Raw genomic sequence first — 19,344 nt, 5'->3', positions numbered from 1 at the left:
GGATCTTATGAAAATCTTTCTCTCGCATAAAGCATAAGGCAAAGAGAGGCTGAAAGCCGACACGCAGAACGCAGTTCTGCACATAACCCTGTCCTAACTGAGCGCAAGCGAAGGCAGGGCAGGGTAAACGCGATACACTATGCTGCGGTTGAAGACCGCAACCTTGCACGTTTCGACGGTCTTCAACCGCGATTTTGTCACACTTCACACCCCCCACCGGCAGCCCGCAGGGCTGCGACCCGCGGTTAACCATAGTTACGACCTCCCTGAGGTCTAGAAAATCCACAATATATATATTCAATGAAAAAATCAGTGAGTTCAGTGAGATCCGCGCGGGGAGTTCCATTGCTGAATAGTTACGTTTACTTCTAATTTCAAACAATTCCTTCAAAAGAAGAAAAGGGTCTATTTCTTAAATCGAATTTGCAGATTGAGTCTAATGTAAACACATCCGTCGTCACCCCTAAACAGCGAGCCAAAATTGTGTCTGGTCCTACTACCGCGTTCAAAGCGAGTGTTATGATAAAGGTAATCCTCCACATCGTTTCGGTTATAGAAATGATAGCAAACAATTTCGCCATCTCTACGAACGACAAGATACCCACCATTGGCATCGTATCTACCTTTCCACTCTTTGGATGGTGTCATACCAAGTGCTGCATCAAGAAGCAAAACCTTCATTTTGTGTTCGTAAAAAGCAACAACGTCGTTGCCTGTAAACCCAAACGGATTCTTCACCGCAACCATCTCAACCGCATCCTTAATTGTTGATGTTGCATTTGGCAAACTGTCAACAACAAGACACTCAGCAATGAACTTTGGCATGCAACAGTCAAGGAACAAAAGGTTGTTTTTGAAAGTTTGATGCTCTACATTACTATAAGTCATCCGTCCACCACGCTCAACTATTTCCTTCATGCGAGGTAAGTGGTCTTTAATTGCATTGATAGCCTTAATATCATCATCGGTAAATTCAACTCCCTCAATCTTGTAAAGAATGTTAGTAGGTAACCCCGCATTTAGCAATGTTGATGCACTGCCTAGCTGAGATTTGATGCTAAATCCAAGGTTGGGTGTCATATTTGTGCGAAGGTCATGGATAATAATATGAATGTCGGCCTTGTCTTTTGAAGGGGCTTTAAGCAACGAACACCCTATTTCATTCATAAACGCTTCGGATGCAGGAATTTCAAAAGTTCGAGAACCACCATTTTTAATCTCTGCAAGCAAGTATTCTGATTCCTGCAGGAAACGATTCATTGATATTCTTGCATACACCTTACCATCTTCGTCAACCACTACAATGTGTTGGTCTGCATTTGGTCGATACTCATATCGTTTACTCTCTTCCCTTATAATATTGAGAATAGCGTAATATAGTTCTGCAGAATTTATATCAATTTGCTTTTTTGAAATCTTCATACTTTTGTTCTATAAAATCCCGATTTGGCTTGAACTTTTTAGGCAATGTTATATAAATATTATTAAATGGGCTAAAGAAAGAGTATGTCTTTTCTTTTTCTTCACCACGCAATCCATCATACATACAATCAGAAATTTCAACCTTAAAGTCCGGCGAAATCCCTATAAGTTTATTATCATATGCCCTATGAAACAAAACGTTCATAGCCAAACCGTTGCAAGGATTCAATCTACTTTTTTCATCGGATTTCCAATCAATGATATGACATGCTTCAATTAACTCAGGACGAGCAATTCTTGTTATACAACAAGTACCGTTATAAGCAGAGAGAACCATATTGCGAAATAAGTATTGGTTAGCACGTTGCTTTAGTACAACTTCTCGCTCTCTACCTATAGGAATATACGAAATTTGAGGTTGATCTTTTTGTGTTTTTATTTGGAACTCTTTAATCAGTTCCAATGCTTGTAACTCAAGCTCTTGCCAGTTTCCATTAAATTCATTCCATATTTCCTCATCAAGATGACTTGTATGCCCTAACCCAGAAGCGATAAGGTTTGTGTCAAACTTCCCAAAATTCCCAATCTTTGCTTTCAAGGAGTTTGCGTTAGGACGACCTATCAATTCAGCCATCTTCCTGATTTGAGGATTTGAATTGTTTACCTTATTAAAAGGAATCATACAATACAAGTATAATGCCACTATTTCCTGTTCTCTTGTCCATTCCATAAAATCTCTTGTTTTATTTTACCTCAATGCCGATTGATCGAAAAACGAAAAGTTGACTTTGCGGTCTGCCACCAAATGGTGGAAGAAAAACGCAACATCGTCTACGCTATTGATGTGTTGAAGTGGTAGTGTATTCATAATCTCGTATTGTACAATGTTCATTTCTCACCCAGATACACAAAGTATACCTCGGCATAATACGCAAAGGTACAATAAATTTATGTAATGTAGGGTGTTTCGGTAGTAATTTTTTTAAAAATTTGGTAACGCAGAAAATTGATTACAAAGGTAAATCACACTTGCTCGCAAAAACGAGCACATCTAAGTTAAAGAATGTTTACACCTAATTTTCATTGCGATATTATTTGGACTTATGTATATCTCTGCTTTTGTGTTTTGTCCTTTCCTTCATGTGAAAAAAATCGTCCCCTTCCTGTCGGGAAGAGGACGATGTGTATAGGGTTACAGGTCTGTGCTTATTTTTGCATCAGCATGATGTTGATGACGGCGCTCATGTCGTCCACATCTACACTGCCGTCGCCGTTCACGTCGGCACGACCTTCAAAGCGTTCGGCGTCAAGCAATTCAAGCATGATGTTGATGATGGCGCTCATGTCGTCCACGTCAACCTTGCCGTCGCCGTTCACGTCGCCCTTGATAGCAGGACCAAACTTCACGGTCTTCTCCTCGCCGATACCCCACGGAGTGACGATCGACACACCGTAAGTGGTAACCTTTGAAGGCATTTCCATGAATGTGCCCAGGAGGGTTGAGCCTTCTTCCATGGCCATTGCCAGGAGTTTGCCGTCAACCACCTTCTCTACCTCACCGTCAACGGTGATCTGGTAACCTGTGATGTCGATGCCCAGTGACTTGCCAGCCTCAAATGAGAGGTCGTCAACCTTGAAGCCCATCTTGTCGGTAGATACCACCTGGATAGCGAAGTAGCGAGCGCCCTGGGGCACTGTGAACTCGCGTTTAGTCCAGTTCCAAGCCTCACGCTCGGTGAGAACTGCATTGTTGATCTGGATGAAGTCGCCCTTATCGGTGCCTGTGGTTGAGTAGAGCACGTTGAACTCCTCGTTGCCCCAGTTACCAGTGAGCGCACTGGTATAGAATGTGATGGTCTGCTCGTTGCCCGAGAGTTCGGGAGTGATGAGCCATGTATCCATCTTCTTGCTGCCGTCGAATGCCACGAGGCACTGCTTGCCGCTGCGGGGAGCGTAAGCACCCGATGCGCCGAAGCCAGCCTTCTTGTTGTCAAACACGAGCCAACCGATGGGTTCGCCTGCGTGAGCATAGTTGCCGCTGCCGCACTTCTCGGTGGGCTGGGGATTGAAGTAGATGGTGTAGCCCTGCTCGGTGAGCACTTCATCGCCCACGGTGAATGCATCGTAAGACTCAAAGTCTTCTTCCACAGCCTCGGGCACTGTCTCGGGAATTGACCATGTGAGACCCACCTTGCCATCAACAGCGTTAGCCTCGAGGTTCTCCACTACGGGAAGTTCGGGACGCACGAGGGTGAGCTGCACGTTCTCGGTGTTGTTAGTGGTGTTGGGGTCGCCCTGGCAGTTAACAGCAGCCACGAGGTCAACAGTCTCGTCCTCTTCGGGACCAACGCAAGTGTAAACCAGGTTGTAGGTCACCGATGACAGGGGATCGAGGTCTTCGCACTGAACTGCGTAAGCAATGCTGTCGCCCTTGCTGAGAACCACGCTGTAATCGGCAGCAGACTTGACGGTTGAACCATAGTTGGTCACCTTAACCTTGATTGTGTTGCTGCTGTTGAAATTGAGCTTGCCGTTGTTGCTCACCTCGAGCACCTCAAGTGCGAGGTCGTTCTGCACGGCGTCCATCACGCGGATGTTGCGTATCATCTGGAAGTCACGCTTAGCCACACCTTGTGGAGCGCCTTGAGCGTGGAACTGAATGCTGATCCACTCGGCACCAGCAAACTGCGACAGGTCAACCACGCGGGTTACCCACTGCGATGCAGGAGTAGCGTTGCGGTTGAATGTGGCAACATCAACAAATTGCTCGATATTGCCTGCGCCCACCTGAACGGTGAGGTCGTCATAGAGAGGCTCAAGACCCAGCCACTGGTCAAATACCAGGGTGGTGTGGGCAGCGCCGCCTATATTAATCTTACCGGTGTTTACAACACCCTCGCCTGTGGGATAGTTGCACTTGATGTAGAGCACGCCGTCTCCGTCCTGAACGCCAAACTGCCAGCCATCGGTTGTGGTGCCCACTGCATTCTCTGTGACAAACCACTCATAGATGCCTGCTTCAAGGTCATCAACGATGGGCATGTCGTAGCCACGGCCGTAGAAGCACTTGTTGGTCTCGACGCGCTTGCCGCTGACGAGGTCGTTCTCGATGTCAACAGCCTCAACCCACACATTGAGCATGGCGAGGTCCATCTCATCGACGTTCTCCATGAGAACAACCGAGAGGTCGCCAGGATTACTGGTGATAAACTTAATCTGCTCGCCAGTCTCCTCGTCGAGGATATAGATGTTGTGGCTCACTCGGGCGGGGTCAACGTAACCGTTGATACCGTCGGTCATGGGAGTGTCCCACAAAGCCACGAGGTTGTGGTCGATAACGCGGAGCTTGCAGCCCTGTGCCACGCGGGGAGTGCCGTAGCCCACATAGACCTGTGCCTGAATGGTGTCGCTGGGAACGCCCTGTGCGCTCACTGCAATCACGCCGTAGGTGTTGAAGCCGTTGGGGACGTCAACATCGGTGAAGCTCACTTCCTCGCCGGGCTCGCAGTCGTCGATAGTCTGCACGAGCTCGCCGCCGCGGAACACTTTCACCTTCATTGTGCCAAGGGCAGCACCGCTCACGGTAGTGGTGGGAGTGGTGAACTCAACGTCACACTCGTGGATGCCTTCAACAGCAGGATAGAGCTTGAGGTTCTCGCACTTAGCGGGACCATCGAGGGCGGCGCCCTCTTCAATAACAATGTCGTCGATGTAGAGCTCATACTGGTCGGCAGGCGAAATAGCATGGAAGCCGATGCAGTAGTTGCCGTCCTCAGGTACAACAAACGACACATCATAAACGGCGTAACTTGTGTTCTTGTAAACAGTAGCCTCGCTCACTGTAATAGTCATATCCTCAACCTTGGCACCCTTACCAGCCTTGATTTCCATGGTCTCGGGGAAGTTGAGAGCAGCAACGCGAGCCACATACCTCATGCGCACGCTGTTGCTTGCCTTAACCTTGACGGGAGGAGTAATTACCCAGTCATCTTTGGGCTTGCTGGCATCGGCAGTGTTCTCGGTGATAGTAAACACATTGTAGTTACCGCGGTTCTCATAGAACCAAGTGACACCATCGTTGTTTGCATCGATGATGGTAAACTGATCCACGTCAACGTCAGACTCGATGGGGAAGGTGTGAGGCAGGGCGTAGGCATCGCCAAATGCCACCTTATTGCTCTCGGTAGCCCTTGAAGTCTTGCCACCAGCCACTGCAACCACTGCATACTGATACATCATGATGCCTACGGGCTGGATGCCTGTCACAGTGTAAGTGGTGCCGGTAACACCAGTAGCAACAACGGCGTTGTTCACCTTGTCGATGATATTGTAAGTCACACCTGTGATGGCATTGCCACCCTCATCGGTGGTAACAGCGTCCCATGTGAGCACGGCATTGTTACCCTCGCGGGTGAGTGTCACACTTGCAGGTGCAGCAGGAACAGTCTTGTCCTCGGTGAGGTCAATGGGCATGTACATACCTGCCACGATAAAGTTAGACTGATAGGTCTGCACATCATAGGTGGTGAGGTTCACTGTCACCATATATGGGTAGAGATACTCGCCATTGAGGATATCAAATGCCCAGTAAATGGTGTTGGTTTCCTTGTCAATGCACATGCCGCCGTTGCTGTACTCGCAAGCGGGAGTTGCGCCTATGTTGCCCAGCGTAGAAACATTGCGAAACTGCTTGTCGGTCCTGTAGATTGTACCATCGGCAGCGATAAACCACACATTGCCCGAGGCATCAAAGTCACACCCGATGATACCATACTGGCTCACGTCGGCGATAACGGTCTTTACATGTGTATTCATGTCGAAGGTTGCCCACTCGAGCGCGGTGGCGTCGTCATTGAAGAACGCGCCATACACTAGCTTGCTCTGCTCGTCGTAACATGCCGAGTAGAAGATGTTGCCAATACCCTCGGTGCCACTAGTCATCAAGCACTCCCCAGTGGTCATGTCAAAGATGTGGGCAAAACCATACCAGCTACAAACATATAACTTACCATCGCCCACAACCGATGCCGTTGCATTGGTAAAAGGCGACAAGCCCTGTGCCTTGGAATTGGTGAAGATTTTCTTGCCCAGCGTGAACTGGTTCTCAGTCTTGAAACTATAGATACCTGGATCGGCTATATCATCGTAGCCGATGGTGAATGCAGCCCACAAGTCATCTCCGTCGGCCTTCAGACCCGGAAACTTGGCCGAAGCACGCAATTGGTCGGGCGTGAATGAGGGAAGCAACTTGCCCATAGAGGGACTCGGCTTTCGCACCAGCTTGCCCGTTTGCACAGTATTCACCTTGTAAACAGGAGCCTTACTGTTGCGAGGCAAGCCCACAGCCATTGCCGTAACAGCTATTAGAGTAGCCATTACAGTGCATAGGAATTTTCTCATTGTGTAAGTAATTTTGATGTTATTAAATTTATTATTAAGTATATTTCGGTACAAAGGTAGTGATTTTTAACCAATTCTCACGCCTAAACCGCCAAAAACACAGAATTTTTTATTACAATAACATCAAATTGCAGAAAATGCAAGCCAATGTCAGCCTTCTCCTTGCTTGCCAGTTAGAACACAAACGTGCGTAGCAAGAAGTAGCAGAACATGCCAGCAAGGTAGCCCACGAGGGCATAGAGCGACATGTGCTTCATGTAGTTTCCGAAGCCTATCTTTGCCATACCCATCACCACAACGCCTGCTGCCGAGCCCACGATGAGCAGCGAGCCGCCCACGCCGGCACAGTAAGCCAGCAACTGCCAGAACACTCCGTCAACAGCCATGTCGCCAGTGGGTGTGGGGGGATACATACCCATGCAACCTGCCACTAGAGGCACGTTATCCACAATACTCGAAATAGCACCTATGAGACCTGTGATAACATAGTGGTTGCCTCCCGACACGCCATCGAGCCACTGACCTAGCAACGTGAGGACGCCTATCTCTTCAAGGCAACCCACTGCCATGAGAATGCCCAGGAAGAACATGATAGTACTCATGTCGATGCGACCCAGCAAGCGGCTCACGCGGTTGCGTATGTTCTCACGCATCTTCAGGCGAGCAGTACCATAGAACAGCTCGGTGATGAGCCACAGTGCTCCCAGCACGAGCAAGATACCCATGAACGGAGGCAGGTCGGTAAGACTATGGAATATAGGCACAAAGATGAGACCGCCCACGCCCATGAAAAACACCGTGCGGCGCTGGTGGGCATTGAGTTCGTCAATCACGTCCTCGGCAGTAACCTCGGGCTCATCAAGTTCGCCCTTGAGCGAGAAGTGCAGCATGAGCACTGGCACCAGCATTGCCACAAGCGATGGCAGGAAGAGCTCCTTGATAACACCACCGGCAGTGATAACTCCCTGGTTCCAAAGCATAATAGTAGTAACGTCGCCTATGGGAGAGAATGCCCCGCCAGCATTAGCGGCAACGATGATCGCACACGCAATCTTCACTAGGTCCTTGCGGTCCTGCACCAGCTTGCGCAGCAGCATCACCATCACGATGCTCGTGGTGAGGTTATCAAGAATCGCACTCAAAAAGAACGTGAGGAACGCCACGCGCCACAGCAGCGAACGCTTGCTGCGCGTGCGCATCATGTTGCGCACAAAGTTGAAGCCGCCGTTGCGGTCCACAACTTCCACCACTGCCATAGCACCCATCAGGAAGAACAGTGTTGTCGCTGTCTCGCCCAGGTGATGCACAATGCGGCCATTGGCCACACTACAAGGATCGGTACCCTCAAAGTACAACCCGGGATTTACCATAAACACGGTCCATGTTAACACAAACATCAACAACGCTACGGCTGCCTTGTTGACACGCGTTATGCCCTCTAAGGCTATCAATGTGTAGCCTAGCAGGAATACGATTACTATTAGAATAGTTAGCGTTGACATAAAAAATTTAGTCCAAATATAGGTATTATTGGGTCAAATCTCTAAAATCTGTGCAAAGTTACTTATTTTTATTTGATATATACCTATACTCCCTTAATATTTTTTTGCAATTTTGAAACATTACTGCAACTATACAGCAATAACCTTTTTTGAGACTCCCGCGCGGATCTCACTGATTACACTGATTAATTAATAATTAAAATCTCTTATTCAGTTAAATCAGAGCAATCTGTTGTTATTTTTTTTCGTGAGATCTGTGAGATCCGCGCGGGGATATTGCCCGAAACACTATTGGCGTATAGTTACAACATTACCGTAGCTATGAGCCAATAACACGTCAGAACTGGAAGTAGATGAAGGCTTGGAGATCGGCGGTGACAAACTGGTAAACGACGAACACCGTGGCGACGCACAGCAGCACGATCACAGCGATGGGCAGGCGGGCAAACACGATGCGGTAGCGGCGCTTCCATCGGTCGGGGAGCCAGTGGACAATCATGCCCAGCACGATGAGTAGGAACACATTGTGATAAGCCATAATAATGTCGGGGATCACCGACATGCTCCATGCCGAGCCTATCTGATGCACCATGTTCTTGGCAGTGTTCCAAGCCACCTCGTTGGCTGTGGCGGGATCGAGGTTGGAACCGCTGCGGAAGAACAGTCGGGTGAACGTGATGAACACAAAGGTCTGCGCCACCGCCCACGCATTGGCGATCCACTTATACTCACGCTCGCCACCCGCGAGGTGGTAGATGTAGCGAACCAGCGACCCCAGCGCAATGCATGCCACCCACACAAACAGCAGGTTGAACACAGGCTCATGGGTGAAGCTCACCAGCGCCACAAGAAGGGCTACGGTCACGGTGAGCCATATCATGCGGGCAGTCCAGTGCATGTCGCGCCAGAACTGATAGACGATCATTCCCACGCCGTTCAATCCGCCCCATATCATGAAGTTCCACGACGCACCGTGCCACAATCCGCCCAGCAGCATGGTGATGAAGCGGTTGAGGTTGGCGATGATGTTCTTGCGTTTCTCGGGATAGAGCCTAGCTGTGGCCACGACGGCAAGCGCCACACCCAGGATGGCACCCGAAGCCCACCAGCTGCTGGTGAGGATGAGGGCCACAAGCGAAATGAGCGCAATCCAGAAGTAGGTGCCGAAGGTGGCGTTGCGGTTACCGCCCAGCGGAATGTAGAGATAGGTCTGCAACCACATGCTCAACGAGATGTGCCAGCGTTTCCAGAAATTGCCAGCATTGTGGGCCTTATAGGGCGAGTTGAAGTTCTTGGGCAGGTAGAAGCCCATGAGCATGGCTATGCCTATGGCTATGTCGGTGTAACCGCTGAAATCGGCATACACCTGCAAGCTGTACCCTATCAACGCCATGAAGTTTTCAAAACCCGTGAACAACATGGGGTTGTCAAACACGCGGTCGATAAAGTTGACGGCAATGTAGTCGCTCAACACTATTTTCTTGACAAGGCCGTTGAGTATCCAGAACACAGCCACGCCAAACTGCATGCGCGACAAGTGGAACGGCTTGTAGAGCTGCGGTATGAACTCGCTTGCCCTCACGATGGGACCTGCCACCAGCTGCGGGAAGAAGCTCACGTAGAAACCGAAGTCAAGGATATTGGTCACAGGCTTGATGCGCTCCTTATATACATCGACCGTGTAACTGATGATCTGGAACGTGAAGAACGAAATGCCCACGGGCAGCACTATCTGATCCACGCTGAAATGCCCTTGCCCGGCAAAGAGGTTTCCCACCTCGGCAAAGTAGTCGTGCACGGCAAGATGGGTTCCAAGCATGTTGTTGACCATGTCGATGAAGAAATAGGCATACTTGAAGTAGCACAGCAAGAACAGGTCTATCGTCACGCTAGCCACCAGCCAAGCCTTGCGCCTCAACGGGTCGTCGCTGCCGGCAATGCGACGGGCTATCAAGTAGTCGCTGCACGTGACAAACATGAGGATGAGCACAAAGAGACCGCTTGTCTTGTAATAGAAAAACAGACTCACGAAGAACAGGAACGCGTTGCGCATGTGGGTGCGGCGCGCTATGGGCGCAAACACCGCATAGACGATGGCAAAGAACGCCCAGAAGTAGAACTGCGTGAACAGCAACGGGCTGCTCTCGCTGAACTCAAACACATGCTTGAAGAATGTCGCTATTGATGACAAGAACTCGCTCATGCTGATAGGGTTATTCGTTGTCGGCAAAGTCGCTCATGAGGGCGTCAAAGATAAGGTCGGCAAGCAGTTCATACCCCTGGCGGGTGAAGTGGATGCGATCCTTGGCCATGAGCCCCGTGTCGCGCCACTTGGTGGAGCTGCCCAGCCCGCCCATCACACCGAAGCAGTCCCACACGCAACCGTCATACTTGCGGGCGAGATCCACAAAGGCATCACGCACCCGCACGGCGTTAGCGTTGGGCATACCCTTGAAATAGGTATCGTTATTAGTGATGAAAAGCAGCATCGCGTCAGGATTGGCCTTGCGAACCTTGTCGATGATGCGGCAGTAGCGCGATTTGAATTTCTCCGGGTCAAACTGGCTCGACGCCATGGCGGCATCATTGATGCCTATGCCGAAGACCACTAGGTCGGGCGAGATGAGGCGCAAGTCCTGGTCGAGGCGGTCGCAACGCAACCACGACGGCGTGGATGCACCATTGATGCCGCTGGAATAATAATTAATCGTTCCACCTGCTGTGTTCACAGGCTCTATGCCACGCAGCACGAAGCGCGCCCCTGTGGGATTGTTGATGGTGAGTGTGCCACCAGTGAGCAGGGGCAGCCCCTCCACGCTGTACACGCCATTAGACGAAGGTTCAAGCGTCCACTCGCGGCTGCCATCGCTCAGCACTACAGTGAGCGAGTCGGCAGGAGCGTCACACTCGGCAAGCACTCGCATGGCGTCATATTTCCACTGCACGCTGCCCTTGGTGTTGAGGTTGAGGGTCACAGTGGCGCGGCGGTCGGTGGTCGATGCCGAGATGCCCGTGAGTCCCAGCGGCAATGTGGGGTCGGCCGCGATGTTGCGCGACACGTTCCAGTTGCCGGTGTAGGACATACGGTGGTCGCTGCCATAGTTGGTCTTGGCCATAGAGAACGGGAACAGCATGCCGCGTGTGCCAGGAGTTCCTGCCAGCGCGGTGAAATTGCAGCGCAAGCGGTGCGACAGGATGTCGGCCTGCACGTGCGAACCGCCCACATGCCAAATGCTGACATGCCCCTTGCGGGTGCGCAGCAGCGCCTCGAGCTTGTTTTCAAACGCATTGATGGGCTTGAAACCGCCAGGGAAGATAAGGGCATTATTCTCAATGGCGACGCATGCCGTCACCGCCGAGTCGCGCTCGACATATCGCGGAGCACCCTTGGCCAGCGAAGCGCGCGTGGCACCACGGGCCGGCACCACGGCAAGCAGCACGGCTATAACGGTTAATATGTGGGATATTGTCTTGTTCATTGTTTCTTGTTGTGGCGGAAGGTGTAGTAGTCATAGTAGAGCATAAACGAGTTGTTGAACAACTCTGTCATGCGCTGGGCACCCTCGGTTGAAAAATGTATATAGTCGCTGCCAGCCCACCCGTTTTTATTCCAGCTCACCATGCTGTCTTGTCCGCCCATCACGGCAAACATGTCCCAGTAGGCCACGCCTGCCTCCAGGCACATGGCTTTGAGCGCATCGACATACATGGGCAGGTTGGTATAGGTGTGCAGCGCGCCGCCTCGGCGAGTCGCCATGTCGCTGGGACCGATAAAAAGGATGCGGCTGCCAGGAGCGACTTCCTGGAAATATTCTATCTGGCTGCGCAGCTGTTCGAGCACAACCGGCAGGTTCTTCTTGTTGATGAGAGGCGTCACGTTGCCGCCAAACTGCAATATGACAAGGGGCACGTTCTCCTTGGCGAAGAAGTCCTTGACCTCTTCCTTGGCAATCAGCGTGAAGATGTTACCCGTGCATCCTCGCATGGGCACATTATCGACGGCGACGCCCGTTCTGGAATCGAGCAAGATGCCATACAAGTGGGCGCTGCCCGAGATGCTCACTTTCGCACTGCTCGTGGAGTCGATATCTACCGACGTGACCGTCAAGCTTTTGTTGGGACCGACTTGGGCTGTTGCATCGCCGCATTTCACAGCGAGCGTGCCGCCATTGCTTCCGGTGAGCACTTTCACCCGGTCAAACCCATGCACGTGCTGGTACCTGGGCGCATCCACACAGCGCACCGTGACGGTGACTGTGCCGCCAGTGAGATAAGCCGTGGTAGCATACGGCCCGCCCTTGCTGTCGCGAGGCTTGGTCTCGTCGAAGAAGCTGTATTGGAAGCCCTGGTACAACCGTGGCACGCAAGATGCCGAGAGGGTGTTGTTGCCTGCAATGGGGACAATGGGAATCCACCCCTTGCCATGCCCGCCAAACTTGCTCTGAAGCATCTCGCGCAGGTCACACGACATGCGGTCAAGCTCAATCTGCGAGTCGCCATAGTGAATGATGCGCATGTGTTTCTTGCTAGCGTTGTCGAGGGCGGCAAACACGGTGTCGAGATAGGTCATGTCATCGTTAGGGAACCATATCTTGGTCTCCGACCGGTTGAGTTTAGTGATGTAGGCAGAGTCGTCCTTGGCATACTTGAGAGCCATCTGCTCCTGTGCCAGACGCGCCATCTGCTCCTCTGGGTCAATGAAATCGGTAGAGTCGCCTTGCAGCACCTCTATCAACCCCGGGAAACGCAGCTGCGCGAACCCCAGGTCGATGCCATCGCCAGGAAACACCGCACACAACAACGCGAGGGCGGCTACTACACTGAATATCAACAGACTGATATGTTTTGCTCTCATTGTTTACTCTACTTCAACTCGCAAAGTTAGCAATTTTTTGTTAAAACTCTAGGTTTTAACCACACAAAGTATCGACTTCCTGCTACCATGTGGGCCAATGTAGCCAATGTGGTCACTGTCCTCTTGCGATTTTTTTTGTTTATATCACCACATTTTTTGCTTTGCGGTTTCCATACCTCGCGAAAAATGATTAACTTTGTATCCCGTATTAAAAACTAATTAAGCATTATGAAATACGGGTTCGACAACGAGAAGTATCTCAAAATTCAATCAGAGCACATTAAGGATCGCATCGCCCAGTTCGGTGACAAACTGTACTTGGAATTTGGCGGTAAGTTATTTGACGACCATCATGCCAGTCGCGTGTTGCCGGGATTCCAGCCCGACAGCAAGCTGCGCATGCTCATGCAACTCAAAGACGACGCCGAGATCGTGATGGTGATCAGTGCCGAGGACATCGACCGCAACAAGGTGCGCGGCGACCTGGGCATCACCTACGACAAGGACGTGCTGCGCCTGCGCAAGGAGTTCATGCAGCGCGGCCTCTATGTGAGCAGTGTGGTCATCACCCACTTCAACGGCCAAGCCAGCGCCATCGCCTATCGCGAGCGGCTGGAACGCATAGGCGGCATCAATGTGTATTACCACTACCTCATCGAGGGATACCCCCACAACGTGGACCTTATCGACAGCGACGACGGCTTCGGCAAGAACGACTATGTGGAGACAACCCGCCCGCTCGTTGTCATCACAGCCCCCGGCCCTGGCAGCGGCAAGATGGCCGTGTGCCTGTCACAGCTCTACAATGAGAACAAGCGCGGCGTGAAAGCCGGATATGCCAAGTTTGAGACGTTCCCCATCTGGAGCATTCCGTTGAAGCACCCCGTGAACGTGGCCTATGAGGCTGCCACCGCCGACCTCAACGACGTGAACATGATCGACCCGTTCCACCTCGAGGCCTACGGCGAAACCACTGTGAACTACAACCGCGACATCGAGATTTTCCCCGTGCTCAACGCCATCTTCGAGGGCATCTACGGAGAGAGCCCTTACAACTCTCCCACCGACATGGGCGTGAACATGGCAGGGTTCTGCATCAGCGACGACGACGTGTGCTGCGAGGCAAGCAAGCAGGAAATCATACGCCGCTACTATGCAGCGCTGTGCTCGATGGCCGACGGCAAGAACAACGACGAGGAGGTGAAGAAAATCGCGCTGCTCATGCGCAAGATGAAACTCACCACAGTTTACCGCAAACCCACCGTGGCTGCCAAGGAACGTCAGGAACTCGAGGAAGCGCCATGTGCAGCCATCGAGCTGGCCGACGGCACCATCATCACCTCGGGCACCACAGCCCTCATGGGACCTAGCGCGGCTCTCATCCTCAATGCTACCAAGCATCTTGCTGGCATCGACCACGACGTGAAACTAATCCCGCAGAACATGATCGAGCCCATCCAGCGCATGAAGACTTCCTTCCTGCACGGCAACAATCCGCGACTGCACACCGACGAGGTGCTCATCGCCCTCGCCGTAGTGAGCCAGCACGACGAGAACTGCCGCAAGTGCCTAGACTGCCTGCCTCTGCTCGACGGATGCCAGGTGCATGCCACCGCAATGCTAGGCGAGGTGGACCGCAAGATATTCAAGAAACTGGGATGCGGGCTCTCGTTTGACCCGGTCAAGAAACAGTAACATGCATTGTCACATATAGCAAACGAGGGTGTGTCAAAATGCGCTTTGTAAGAGTACTGTATTTTGACACACCCTCTGTTTCTTATATTCCTAGCGTACACCCTATTACTACATGCCCAGCAGGAAATCGTGCATGATAGCGCGGTACCATGGCGAGCGGGTGCTGTCATCGTTGAGCATGGTGTGGTTGTGCTCACGGGCGGCGCCGTTGAGCGACTTCTTCATCACGAGCACTATGCGCTTCACGGGTGCTTGCGGCAGGGTCTTGACAAAGTGAATGTCTTCAAGACTAAATCCCACCAGCTGGCACTCGCCCTTGAATTTGCGCAACACCTCGGGCGGGATACACACCGAGAACACACCTCCGGGCGCAAGCATCTCGCTAGCCCCCGACGCAAGCACGTCAAACGGCAGGCTCGACGAGTGGCGGGCGCGTGTGCGGCTGTCGTCGGGACATTCAAGGCTCATGTCGAAATAAGGCGGGTTGCACACCACGGCGTCAAACTGCCCCACTCTGCCCTCGGCACGGCACTGTGCCACATAATCTTGAAACGACATGTGGTGCAAAGTGACGCGTTCGCCCATGGGTGACGCGGCAAAGTTGGCGGCAGCATCTATCACAGCGTTGTCATCGATCTCGACGGCAGTGATAGTAGCCTGCGGATAGCGTTGAGCCAGCATGAGCGACAGCACCCCAGTGCCTGTGCCCACATCGAGGATGCGGTCACCGCCCTGCGACAGCGTGCCCAGCAAGTCACTGTCAGTGCCCACCTTCATCGCCGCATGCGACTGCTGTATCTCAAACTGCTTAAACCTGAATATTCCCTTCTTGCCCATTACCGTGTTTTTAAAAAAAAGATAGCCTGGATAGCCTATATAGCCTGGACAGCCTGGACAGCCCGGATAGCCTATATAGTCTATTGCATCTATCCCCCTCTATCCTAACCCATACGACAAAAAGCGTTAAGCGGTGTGCTTAACGCTCCGGGTAGTCCATAGCAGAATCGAACTGCTCTTTCAAGAATGAAAATCTTGCGTCCTAACCGATAGACGAATGGACCAACAATCGACGAGCACCACTGCTGCCTTGCGGCATACTGCCGTGGCTTCACGTCGTTATGAGGTTATTACCTCCAGTCTGCGATTAGGCCAACTTGTTGATGTAGAGGGCCAACTTAGACTTGAGGTTAGAAGCCTTGTTCTTCGAAATCACGTTCTTGCGAGCCAGCTTGTCGAGCATTGAAGAAACTTTCTTGTGCTGTTCGAGAGCAGCAGCCTTGTCAGTCATCTTGCGCAGGTCGCGTACAGCGTTGCGCATAGTCTTAGCGTAGTAACGATTACGAAGTTTGCGAGCCTCTGATTGGCGGATTCTCTTAATTGCTGATTTATGGTTTGCCATAATTATAAATTACTATTTTGTTTCTTTGTTGTTATTATTTAGTAGTCCATAGCAGAATCGAACTGCTCTTTCAAGAATGAAAATCTTGCGTCCTAACCGATAGACGAATGGACCAGCATGCGCTTGTGGCGCAAAATGCGACTGCAAAGATAGGAATGATTTTTTAATTGACAAAATATAACACAAAGAAAACGTGATTTTTAGTCGATTTTTTTGAAAAAAACGCAAAAAATAGGCAAAAAAGCACTATCTTCGCAGTGTAAAACGTCAAAAAAAGAGACATAATCTTTCCAGTCATGTATGACAAGATGCGAGGCATAGTGCTCAACACGGTGAGGTATAACGACCGCACCAGCATCGTGCATGTTTATAGCGACACGCACGGTCTCATGGCGTTTGCCGTGGCGCAGGGCAAGACCCAGGCTGCCCGCATGCGCAATGCCATGCTCATGCCGCTGTCGCTCATCGAGATGGAGGCGCGCATCACTCCGGGGCGCGAACTTGCCACCATGCACGACATGCGTCGCACCATGCCCCTCATGAGCGTGTATTGCGACCCTGTGAAGAATGCCGTGGCGATGTTCATGAGCGAAGTGCTCACTCATGCCATTCAGGAACGCGAGCGCAACGAGGCGCTTTATACCTTTATATATAATAGCGTGACCATACTGGAACACCTGGAGCGCGGCGTGGCCAATTTCCACATCTGTTTTCTCTACCGGCTGGGCATACTCATGGGCATCGAGCCCGACGTTTCTTCTTACCGTGAAGGTTACTGGTTCAACATGAACGAGGGCGTCTTCGTCCCCTCGGCGGTAAACGGGCGCGGACGCTACCTGCGTCCGCACGAGGCCAGCGTCATCGTCACGCTGTCGCGAATGCGCTATGACAACTTGCACCTTTTCCGCTTCAACCGCGACCAGCGCAACCTCATGCTCGACGTTATACTCGACTACTACAAGCTCCACCACAGCACCTTGGGGTCGCTGCGTTCGCCCGAGGTTTTAAAGCAGCTTTTCGTATAAACCTTACCCTACAATTAACAAAATCTACCATAGGTACAGTTTTTACTTGCAAATTGTTGTGCATTTCGGCAAATTTGTGTAATTTTGTAGCGTAACAGGGAAATTTTATTTATCAACAAAACAATACGAGCTTATGAAGAAATCTTTACTACTAGGACTTGTCGCCGTGATGGGCTTCGCAGCACAAGCGCAGCAGCTCACCAGCGTGAGCACTCTCTCCCACCCCATGAAGCGCCAGGGCGTGACCCTGAGCGAGCGTGCCGAGAAGGCATCCTTTGCAGCCAAGAAGGGCAAGAAGGTTGCTGCCAAGGCCGCCCAGCCTCTCCTTGACCAGCCTGCCGGCAAACTTTTTGAAAACATGTATGTAACCAGCGAGTCTTACGGACTGGGCTGGGGCGATGTCTATTACCAGCCCGTCGATGGCGGTTATGGCGCTGTCGTTGAAGGCGATGACGGTTGCCTCTACGTCAAGGGTCCGCTTTCGCAGGCCTACGTGTGGGGACTCGGTTACCCCTGGATCAAGCTTGAGAAAGGCGAGGGCGATGCCTATGTGATGTCGATGCCACAACCCTATGCTCTCGACTACGGAGACCTGTACTTTGTGGAGCGACTCAAATATGACGAAGACCTGGAGAGCTACGTCGCCGACGAGGACAACCAGACCGTGCGCTTCCAGTGGAAGGACAACGTGCTCACTCAGCTCGACGATGCCGTCATCGGCCTGTGCGACGAGACACACGACTGGTTCTACATGGGCGACTGGGACATTAAGTATGTTGTCAACAACGACAAGGTTGTCGAAGTTCCCAGCCAGGGTTTTGAGCAAGTTGACGTGCGCATGGACTACAAGGACGACCCCGAGGACCTCGATAGCGAGGACAAGCTCATGCTCACATTGTATGCCCCCGAGGACGAAACAGCAAATCAAGCTTATCTTGCTGGTTTTGAACCCAATCTACCCGACGCAGCAGTCGTTTACCAGGGCAACGAGGCTACACAGCAATTTGAGATTCCCGGAAGGCAATATCTGGGCGTCGATATGGAATACAGCTCACACATGTATCTGCTCAGCGGCAATGCCAAGATTGAGAACATCGACGGCTATGTTTACTTCAACTATGACGTGACCGACAAGCTCACACTGACATTTGAAGAAGGAAGCGAAACCATGGTGGCAGCCTATCCCGCTTCACTCGTAGTGAACTGCGGCCGCAATCAGCTCTATATTGCCGACGAGTTTGTAGCCCCCCGATTCACTGCCATCGAGGCTAAAGCACAGACACCTGCCAATCCCACCGACCTCACCGTCAAGGAATCAGTAAACTTCGACATCGTCAAGTTCGTCATCCCCGATGTAGATGTGCAAGGCGAGGAGCTCAACACCAAGAAACTATTCTACAACATTTATATCAACGATCAGGTTTACACCTTCGACCCCGAGGTATTCGTAGGCCTCGACGCACCCATGACCGATGTTCCCTATGGATTCAGCGAAAGCGAGTATGACATCTACATGAGCGCTAACACCAAGGTCAACACCATCTACTTCTACGACAACGACTATAAGACCATAGGCGTTCAGAGCGTTTACCGTGGCGGCTCCGAAGAGCGTCGCAGCGCCATCGTTACCTACACCCGCTCTACAACTGGCATCGACGGCATCAATGCCGATGTGCGCACCGTTAAGAGCGAGAGCTACTACAACGTGGCAGGCCAGCGCGTTGATGCTAGCGCAAGCGGTCTCGTCATCAAGAAAGTCGAGTTCACCGACGGCACAACAGCAACCTACAAGGTAGTGAAATAATCACACACCTTCATCCCTACTCTTAAAGCAAAGCCACCGCCCCACCGCGGTGGCTTTGTGCGTGTCGGGCTTTCAGCCTCTCATTGTTAATATATTTTCAATCACTAGTGTCCACGAAAATTTGTTAACAAATCCATTATTCCAATGAAATAGAGAGTTTTACGTGCATAAATTTCACGTATACTTTTCAAGTTTGTAATTTTGCATCCAAGTTACAAATTGTAAGTAAAATCGTAAAACTA

Annotated in this window: 12 protein-coding genes and 2 tRNA genes; 3 read left to right on the top strand and 11 right to left on the bottom strand. The window is 51.3% G+C overall.

Translation table 11 applies throughout. The annotated features are described in order from the left end of the window. Positions 1 to 405: 405 nt before the first annotated feature. The 7 genes from ACKI3C_RS07345 to ACKI3C_RS07315 all read right to left on the bottom strand — a co-directional run bounded on the left by ACKI3C_RS07345 (position 406) and on the right by ACKI3C_RS07315 (position 13,179). Positions 406 to 1,422 carry an HpaII family restriction endonuclease gene (locus ACKI3C_RS07345; protein WP_407403572.1) on the bottom strand — a complete coding sequence of 339 codons (1,017 nt, stop codon included), beginning with the start codon at positions 1,420 to 1,422 and terminating at the stop codon, positions 406 to 408. Continuing rightward, a complete protein-coding gene (locus ACKI3C_RS07340) occupies positions 1,397 to 2,152 on the bottom strand; it encodes an HNH endonuclease (protein ID WP_407403570.1) in 756 nt (251 codons plus the stop codon). The genes ACKI3C_RS07345 and ACKI3C_RS07340 overlap by 26 nt, the downstream gene beginning before the upstream one ends. A gap of 476 nt (positions 2,153 to 2,628) precedes the next feature. Continuing rightward, positions 2,629 to 6,798, bottom strand: a complete 4,170-nt coding sequence (locus tag ACKI3C_RS07335; RefSeq protein WP_407403568.1) for a choice-of-anchor J domain-containing protein — start codon at positions 6,796 to 6,798, stop codon at positions 2,629 to 2,631. 197 nt (positions 6,799 to 6,995) lie between these two features. Then, a complete protein-coding gene (nhaD, locus tag ACKI3C_RS07330) occupies positions 6,996 to 8,324 on the bottom strand; it encodes a sodium:proton antiporter NhaD (RefSeq protein WP_407403566.1) in 1,329 nt (442 codons plus the stop codon). Positions 8,325 to 8,661: 337 nt separating this feature from the next. Continuing rightward, on the bottom strand, positions 8,662 to 10,527 hold the full coding sequence (locus tag ACKI3C_RS07325; protein WP_407403564.1) for an MBOAT family O-acyltransferase: 1,866 nt from the start codon (positions 10,525 to 10,527) through the stop codon (positions 8,662 to 8,664). Between the two features lie 10 nt (positions 10,528 to 10,537). Continuing rightward, the gene (locus ACKI3C_RS07320) at positions 10,538 to 11,803 is read right to left on the bottom strand and encodes a GDSL-type esterase/lipase family protein (protein WP_407403562.1); all 1,266 of its coding nucleotides are present in this window, start codon (positions 11,801 to 11,803) and stop codon (positions 10,538 to 10,540) included. Next, on the bottom strand, positions 11,800 to 13,179 hold the full coding sequence (locus ACKI3C_RS07315; RefSeq protein ID WP_407403560.1) for a GDSL-type esterase/lipase family protein: 1,380 nt from the start codon (positions 13,177 to 13,179) through the stop codon (positions 11,800 to 11,802). Before ACKI3C_RS07315 ends, ACKI3C_RS07320 begins: the two co-directional genes overlap by 4 nt. Positions 13,180 to 13,407: 228 nt before the next feature. Between ACKI3C_RS07315 and ACKI3C_RS07310 the strand changes: the two genes are divergently transcribed. Further along, positions 13,408 to 14,874 carry a DUF1846 domain-containing protein gene (locus ACKI3C_RS07310; protein ID WP_407403558.1) on the top strand — a complete coding sequence of 489 codons (1,467 nt, stop codon included), beginning with the start codon at positions 13,408 to 13,410 and terminating at the stop codon, positions 14,872 to 14,874. Between the two features lie 108 nt (positions 14,875 to 14,982). Here ACKI3C_RS07310 and ACKI3C_RS07305 read toward each other — a convergent pair whose 3' ends face one another. From ACKI3C_RS07305 to ACKI3C_RS07290, 4 genes are all read right to left on the bottom strand, one after another. Beyond that, positions 14,983 to 15,711: a tRNA1(Val) (adenine(37)-N6)-methyltransferase gene (locus ACKI3C_RS07305; protein ID WP_407403556.1), complete on the bottom strand. Its 729-nt coding sequence runs from the start codon at positions 15,709 to 15,711 to the stop codon at positions 14,983 to 14,985. A 152-nt stretch (positions 15,712 to 15,863) separates the two neighbouring features. After that, positions 15,864 to 15,935: transfer RNA gene (locus ACKI3C_RS07300), tRNA-Glu, on the bottom strand. Between the two features lie 83 nt (positions 15,936 to 16,018). Beyond that, positions 16,019 to 16,273 (bottom strand): 30S ribosomal protein S20, encoded by a 255-nt coding sequence (rpsT, locus tag ACKI3C_RS07295; RefSeq protein WP_407403554.1) that lies wholly within the window; start codon positions 16,271 to 16,273, stop codon positions 16,019 to 16,021. A gap of 42 nt (positions 16,274 to 16,315) precedes the next feature. Continuing rightward, positions 16,316 to 16,387, bottom strand: a tRNA-Glu gene (locus tag ACKI3C_RS07290). A 182-nt stretch (positions 16,388 to 16,569) separates the two neighbouring features. On the opposite strand from ACKI3C_RS07290, the gene recO reads away from it, so the two are divergent. Together recO and ACKI3C_RS07280 are read left to right on the top strand one after the other, a co-directional pair. Further along, positions 16,570 to 17,298 carry a DNA repair protein RecO gene (recO, locus tag ACKI3C_RS07285; RefSeq protein ID WP_407403552.1) on the top strand — a complete coding sequence of 243 codons (729 nt, stop codon included), beginning with the start codon at positions 16,570 to 16,572 and terminating at the stop codon, positions 17,296 to 17,298. A 133-nt stretch (positions 17,299 to 17,431) separates the two neighbouring features. Further along, a complete protein-coding gene (locus ACKI3C_RS07280; protein ID WP_407403550.1) occupies positions 17,432 to 19,102 on the top strand; it encodes a hypothetical protein in 1,671 nt (556 codons plus the stop codon). Positions 19,103 to 19,344 lie beyond the last annotated feature (242 nt).

Origin of the sequence: Sodaliphilus sp. (assembly GCF_045598405.1) — a bacterium.
GTDB lineage: Bacteria > Bacteroidota > Bacteroidia > Bacteroidales > Muribaculaceae > Sodaliphilus > Sodaliphilus limicaballi.
This window is presented reverse-complemented; position numbering and strand designations above follow the sequence as displayed.

What these genes read in the sequence shown, in the direction of transcription:
- ACKI3C_RS07325 (WP_407403564.1), bottom strand. Translation starts at nt 10,527, where the DNA reads ATGAGCGAGTTCTTGTCATCAATAGCGACATTCTTCAAGCATGTGTTT.
- recO (WP_407403552.1), top strand. Translation starts at nt 16,570, where the DNA reads ATGTATGACAAGATGCGAGGCATAGTGCTCAACACGGTGAGGTATAAC.
- rpsT (WP_407403554.1), bottom strand. Translation starts at nt 16,273, where the DNA reads ATGGCAAACCATAAATCAGCAATTAAGAGAATCCGCCAATCAGAGGCT.
- ACKI3C_RS07305 (WP_407403556.1), bottom strand. Translation starts at nt 15,711, where the DNA reads ATGGGCAAGAAGGGAATATTCAGGTTTAAGCAGTTTGAGATACAGCAG.
- ACKI3C_RS07320 (WP_407403562.1), bottom strand. Translation starts at nt 11,803, where the DNA reads ATGAACAAGACAATATCCCACATATTAACCGTTATAGCCGTGCTGCTT.
- ACKI3C_RS07335 (WP_407403568.1), bottom strand. Translation starts at nt 6,798, where the DNA reads ATGGCTACTCTAATAGCTGTTACGGCAATGGCTGTGGGCTTGCCTCGC.
- ACKI3C_RS07280 (WP_407403550.1), top strand. Translation starts at nt 17,432, where the DNA reads ATGAAGAAATCTTTACTACTAGGACTTGTCGCCGTGATGGGCTTCGCA.
- ACKI3C_RS07310 (WP_407403558.1), top strand. Translation starts at nt 13,408, where the DNA reads ATGAAATACGGGTTCGACAACGAGAAGTATCTCAAAATTCAATCAGAG.
- nhaD (WP_407403566.1), bottom strand. Translation starts at nt 8,324, where the DNA reads ATGTCAACGCTAACTATTCTAATAGTAATCGTATTCCTGCTAGGCTAC.
- ACKI3C_RS07315 (WP_407403560.1), bottom strand. Translation starts at nt 13,179, where the DNA reads ATGAGAGCAAAACATATCAGTCTGTTGATATTCAGTGTAGTAGCCGCC.
- ACKI3C_RS07345 (WP_407403572.1), bottom strand. Translation starts at nt 1,422, where the DNA reads ATGAAGATTTCAAAAAAGCAAATTGATATAAATTCTGCAGAACTATAT.
- ACKI3C_RS07340 (WP_407403570.1), bottom strand. Translation starts at nt 2,152, where the DNA reads ATGGAATGGACAAGAGAACAGGAAATAGTGGCATTATACTTGTATTGT.